Here is a 5,433-nt window from a genome sequence, read left to right as displayed (position 1 = left end):
TTCAAACATATTCAATTTGACATTGAATTAGTAAAAGACGTTGAAGGTGCGCCTTCTACTGAAGTTGAACGTCGCCGCGCATCAGCTTAAATCAATTAGTCGGAATCGGGGTAAGTCAATTATCCCGATGACTTCCCCTCAATTTGGAAAGTCGGAGAACGTCCATGCCACGTATTCCTGTAATTAATACCAGCCATCTAGATCGTCTTGATGAGTTACTTGTAGACAACTTTGAGACAGGTGAGTTTAAACTTCATCGTTCAGTTTTCACTGATCAAGCCCTTTTTGACCTTGAAATGAAATACATCTTTGAGGGTAATTGGGTTTACTTGGCACACGAAAGCCAAATTCCAAATAACAATGATTATTACACGACACACATCGGTCGTCAGCCAATCGTGATTGCTCGTAACCGTCAAGGCGAGCTAAATGCAATGATCAATGCGTGTTCACACCGTGGTGCACAACTTTGCCGTAACAAACGTGGTAATAAGGCTACTTATACTTGCCCATTCCATGGTTGGACATTCAATAACTCAGGCAAACTTTTAAAAGTTAAAGACCCAACAGATGCAGGTTATTCTGACTGCTTTAACAAAGAAGGATCACATGATCTTAAGAAAGTTGCACGTTTTGAAAGTTATAAAGGCTTCTTATTCGGTAGCTTAAACCCAGACGTCTTGCCATTAGAAGAATTCTTAGGTGAAACGACTAAAATTATCGATATGATCGTGGGTCAGTCTGATCAAGGTTTAGAAGTTTTACGTGGTGCCTCAACTTATACATACGAAGGAAACTGGAAACTCACTGCTGAAAATGGTGCAGATGGTTACCATGTATCTGCAGTTCACTGGAATTATGCTGCGACTACGCAACAACGTAAAGAAAAACAAGCTGGCGACAATATCCGTGCAATGAGCGCAGGATCTTGGGGTAAACAAGGCGGTGGTTCTTACGGTTTTGAAAATGGTCACATGTTGCTTTGGACACAATGGGCTAACCCTGAAGACCGCCCTAACTTCCCTAAAGCAGATGAATACTCTGAGAAATTCGGTCCTGCTATGTCGAAGTGGATGATCGAGCGCTCACGTAACCTTTGCTTATATCCAAACGTTTATTTGATGGATCAGTTCGGTTCACAAATCCGTGTACTTCGCCCAATTGCTGTCGATAAAACTGAAGTAACAATTTACTGCATCGCACCTGTAGGTGAAGAGCCAGAAGCTCGCGCACGCCGTATTCGTCAATATGAAGATTTCTTCAATGCTTCAGGTATGGCGACACCAGATGACTTAGAAGAATTCCGTGCATGTCAAGCAGGTTATGCTGGTATCGAACTTGAGTGGAACGATATGTGCCGTGGCTCAAAGCATTGGATCAATGGCCCAGATGATGCAGCAAACGAAATTGGTCTAAAACCTAAACTTTCAGGCGTTAAAACTGAAGACGAAGGTTTATACCTTGCGCAACATCAACATTGGTTAGAAGAAATGAAACGTGCGATTAAAGCAGAACAAGCTTTAGCTGAACAAGGAGATAACGCATGAGTAACGCGAATCTTGAAGCAACTTTAGAATCAGTGAGCCAGTTCTTATTTAAAGAAGCGCGCCTACTTGATGATGAACAGTGGGATGAGTGGTTAGAGTGCTATGCACCTACAGCATCGTTCTGGATGCCATCTTGGGATGACTACAATACATTAACTGAAGATCCTCAATCAGAAATCTCGTTAATTTATTATCCAGATCGTCAAGGTTTAGAAGACCGCGTGTTCCGCATCAAAACTGAACGCTCTTCTGCAACAATGCCTGATACACGTACAAGCCACAATATTAACAACATTGAAATTCTTGAACGTCATGAAGATAAGGTTGTTGTTCGTTTCAACTGGAATACTTTAAGTTACCGCTACCAAAAGTCGTACAGCTACTTCGGCATGTCACGCTACGAAATCGATTTGTCTGGTGAAAAACCACAAATTTTAAATAAATATGTGGTACTTAAAAATGATTACATCAACCAAGTAATCGACGTATATCACCTGTAATTAGTAAATAACAAGTTCAGTAACTACCAAATGGAATTTTGGTAGTTACACCAAAAAATTGTTCAAAAGATTCTTAAAGGATATTCAGCCATGTCAAACCATAATGTTGCACTTCAATTTGAAGATGGCGTAACCCGATTTATTTCAGTTGCACAAGGCGAAACGCTTTCTGACGCTGCATATCGTCAAAAGATTAATATTCCGCTGGATTGCCGTGATGGTGCATGTGGTACTTGTCGAGCTTTCTGTGAGTCTGGCAGCTATGACATGCCTGAAGAAACTTATATTGAAGATGCACTTACACCAGAAGAGGCTGAGCAAGGCTATATCTTAGCTTGCCAGTGCCGTCCTACTTCAGATGCAGTTTTCCAAATTCAAGCATCATCTGATGTATGTAAAACTCAAATTCATCAATATCAAGGTACACTTTCTCGTGTAGAAAACTTATCTGAATCTACAATTACCTTTGATATTCAACTAGACGAGGGTCAGCCAGATATCAATTTCCTTGCTGGTCAATATGTAAATGTAGGTATTCCTGGATCAACTGAAACACGTTCATACTCTTTCAGCTCTAAGCCAGGCAACCGTTTGACCGGCTTTGTTGTTCGTAACGTTCCTAACGGTAAGATGAGTAGCTTCTTAAGCAGCGAAGCGAAAGTCGGCGACAAAATGACATTCACTGGTCCATTTGGTAGCTTCTACTTACGTAATGTACTACGCCCTGTAGTAATGCTTGCTGGTGGTACAGGTATTGCTCCATTTATGTCGATGCTTCAAGTATTAGAAGAAAAAGGTTCTGAACATCCAGTACGTTTAGTTTTTGGTGTAACCAATGACTTTGACCTAGTTGCTATTGAAGAACTCAACAAACTTCAAGAAAAACTTGATTGGTTTGAATACCGTACCGTAGTTGCAAACCCAGAATCTGCACACGAACGTAAAGGTTATGTAACAGGTCACATTGAAACTGAATGGCTCAACGGTGGTGATGTAGACGTTTACCTCTGTGGTCCTGTTCCTATGGTAGATGCAGTTCGTGGTTGGTTAGATGCTGAAGGCATTAAACCTGCAAACTTCTTATTCGAAAAATTCTCTGCGAATTAAAGTGGAGAGGAACATGAATCAAAGATTTGAAAATAAAATCGTAATCGTCACTGGTGCCGCTCAAGGCATCGGTCGCGGTGTTGCTCTTCAAGCAGCTAGCGAAGGTGCAAAAGTTGTACTGGCTGACCGTGCTGAATACGTGACGACCACACTTGAAGAAATTACGACTCAAGGTGGCACAGGTGTTACTGTCTTAGCTGATCTTGAAACCTATGCTGGTGCACAATCCGTTGTAAATAAAGCGATCGAGACTTTTGGCCGAATTGATGTGCTGATCAACAATGTTGGTGGTGCGATTTGGATGAAACCTTTTGAAGAGTTTTCTGAAGAGGAAATTATTAAAGAGATCAATCGTTCTTTATTTCCTACTTTATGGAGTTGTCGTGCAGTTTTACCACACATGCAACACCAAAAATCTGGTGTGATCGTGAATGTATCATCTATCGCCACATGTGGAATTAACCGTCTTCCATATTCTGCGGCTAAGGGTGGTGTAAATAGTTTTACTCAATCAATGGCATTTGCACATGCTAAAGATGGTATCCGCATCAATGCTGTGGCTACAGGTGGTACTGAAGCTCCACCACGTGTAATTCCACGTAATACTTCACCACTATCTGAGCAAGATCAAGCTTGGATGCAAGAAGTGGTTGATCAAACAATTGACCGCAGCTACATGAAACGCTATGGCACTATTCAAGAACAAGTAAATGCTATTTTGTTCCTTGCTTCAGATGAGTCTTCATACATTACAGGCACAGTCGTACCTGTAGGTGGTGGTGATCAGGGTTAACCCTGATCACGGACTCTTTAAATTCACAGGATCATTGACGCAAGGAGGCAAATACAATGGCAACCCTGTTTAAAACACTAAAAGAAGATTGGTCTATTTCCGCCACTGTCGCCGGCTTTTTAGCTGTATTGATTTCATATGCCGGACCATTAATTATTTTCTTTCAAGCAGCACAACAAGCCCAAGTTTCACCAGACATGATGATTTCATGGATTTGGGGTATCTCAATTGGTGCTGCTGTAGCTGGAATTCTATTATCAATAAAATTTAAAGTTCCTGTCATTACCGCTTGGTCGGCACCTGGTACTGCTCTGCTAGTCACACTTTTTCCAGATATATCACTGAATGAAGCAGTTGCTGCATATATCACTACAGCTGTAGTGATTTTCATCATTGGTATTACCGGATATTTCGACAAACTATTGGCTTTGATACCGCAATCAGTGGCTGCAGGAATGATGGCGGGTATCTTATGTCAGTTCGGATTTGGTCTTTTTACCGCGACCAATACCATGCCATATATTGTGTTTGGAATGCTTATTTCGTATCTGATTGCTAAGCGTTTAACACCTCGATATGCCATGCTTTTTGTATTGGCAGCTGGTATTTTCATGAGTTTAGTCCTCGGAAAATTCAATGCTGTGAATATGGAGTTTTCACTTGCAATACCCCAATTCATTGCGCCCGAGTGGACGCTTAACTCTTTTCTAAATCTTGCAGTACCTCTTATTTTAGTCAGCCTTTCTGGTCAATTTTTACCTGGCATGGCAATTTTGAAATTAAGTGGCTATGACATTCAAGCAAAACCCATTATTACCACTACCAGTATCGCATCGTTAGCTGTTGCTTGTGTGGGCGGGATCACCATTGTCCTGGCATCAATAACAGCCGCACTCTGTACAGGTAAAGATGCACATGAGCTCAAAGAGAAACGTTATATCGCAGGTATTGCGAACGGTATTTTCTATATTTTAGGTGGTTTATTTGCAGGCAGCATTGTGATGCTTTTTAGCTTACTGCCTAAAGAACTTGTTGCTGCATTAGCAGGTTTAGCACTTTTAGGTGCTATTGCTACAAATTTACACGTTGCTATGTTCCAAGAAAAGGATCGTGACGCAGCTCTCCTTACTTTCTTGGCGACTGTTTCAGGCATGCAATTTTTAGGTTTAAGTTCAGTTTTTTGGGGAATCTGTATTGGTATTTTAGCGCACGTGATTTTAACGAAGCGTCAAAATACTACCCCATCATCGTCTACATCGACCTGATCATATTAAAGGTAAATGTAGATCGTTTGTTTAGGAAGTGATTATGATTGATAAAAGCTCAGCGTCTTTAACCGAAGCCCTCTCCCAAATTAAAGACGGTTCAACCATTATGATTGGTGGGTTTGGTACCGCAGGTCAGCCTGCTGAACTCATCGATGGCTTAATTGAACTCGGTATTAAAGACTTAGTGATCGTCAACAACAACGCAGGTAATGGTGATT

Annotated in this window: 7 protein-coding genes; all 7 read left to right on the top strand. The window is 41.2% G+C overall.

What is annotated here, in order from left to right; translation table 11 throughout:
* Positions 1-90, top strand: a 90-nt coding sequence (locus tag AC1M9L_RS14640; protein ID WP_481592540.1) for a hypothetical protein, incomplete at its 5' end; no start/stop codon positions are given.
* Positions 91-164: 74 nt separating this feature from the next.
* Positions 165-1,547, top strand: a complete 1,383-nt coding sequence (benA, locus tag AC1M9L_RS14635) for a benzoate 1,2-dioxygenase large subunit (RefSeq protein ID WP_035270495.1) — start codon at positions 165-167, stop codon at positions 1,545-1,547.
* Positions 1,544-2,047: a benzoate 1,2-dioxygenase small subunit gene (gene benB / locus AC1M9L_RS14630; RefSeq protein WP_481592538.1), complete on the top strand. Its 504-nt coding sequence runs from the start codon at positions 1,544-1,546 to the stop codon at positions 2,045-2,047. The genes benA and benB overlap by 4 nt, the downstream gene beginning before the upstream one ends.
* A gap of 90 nt (positions 2,048-2,137) precedes the next feature.
* Positions 2,138-3,154, top strand: a complete 1,017-nt coding sequence (benC, locus tag AC1M9L_RS14625; RefSeq protein WP_481592537.1) for a benzoate 1,2-dioxygenase electron transfer component BenC — start codon at positions 2,138-2,140, stop codon at positions 3,152-3,154.
* Positions 3,155-3,167: 13 nt separating this feature from the next.
* Entirely contained in the window at positions 3,168-3,947 is a 780-nt protein-coding gene (locus tag AC1M9L_RS14620) for a 1,6-dihydroxycyclohexa-2,4-diene-1-carboxylate dehydrogenase (RefSeq protein WP_092768934.1), read from the top strand.
* Between the two features lie 56 nt (positions 3,948-4,003).
* A complete protein-coding gene (benE, locus tag AC1M9L_RS14615; RefSeq protein ID WP_180000663.1) occupies positions 4,004-5,212 on the top strand; it encodes a benzoate/H(+) symporter BenE in 1,209 nt (402 codons plus the stop codon).
* A gap of 43 nt (positions 5,213-5,255) precedes the next feature.
* Positions 5,256-5,433, top strand: a 178-nt coding sequence (locus tag AC1M9L_RS14610; protein WP_481592539.1) for a CoA-transferase, incomplete at its 3' end; no start/stop codon positions are given.

The organism is Acinetobacter sp. ANC_7511, assembly GCF_056779975.1.
Note: the sequence above shows the minus strand (reverse complement) of the source record. Positions and strands in the feature narration are given on the sequence as shown.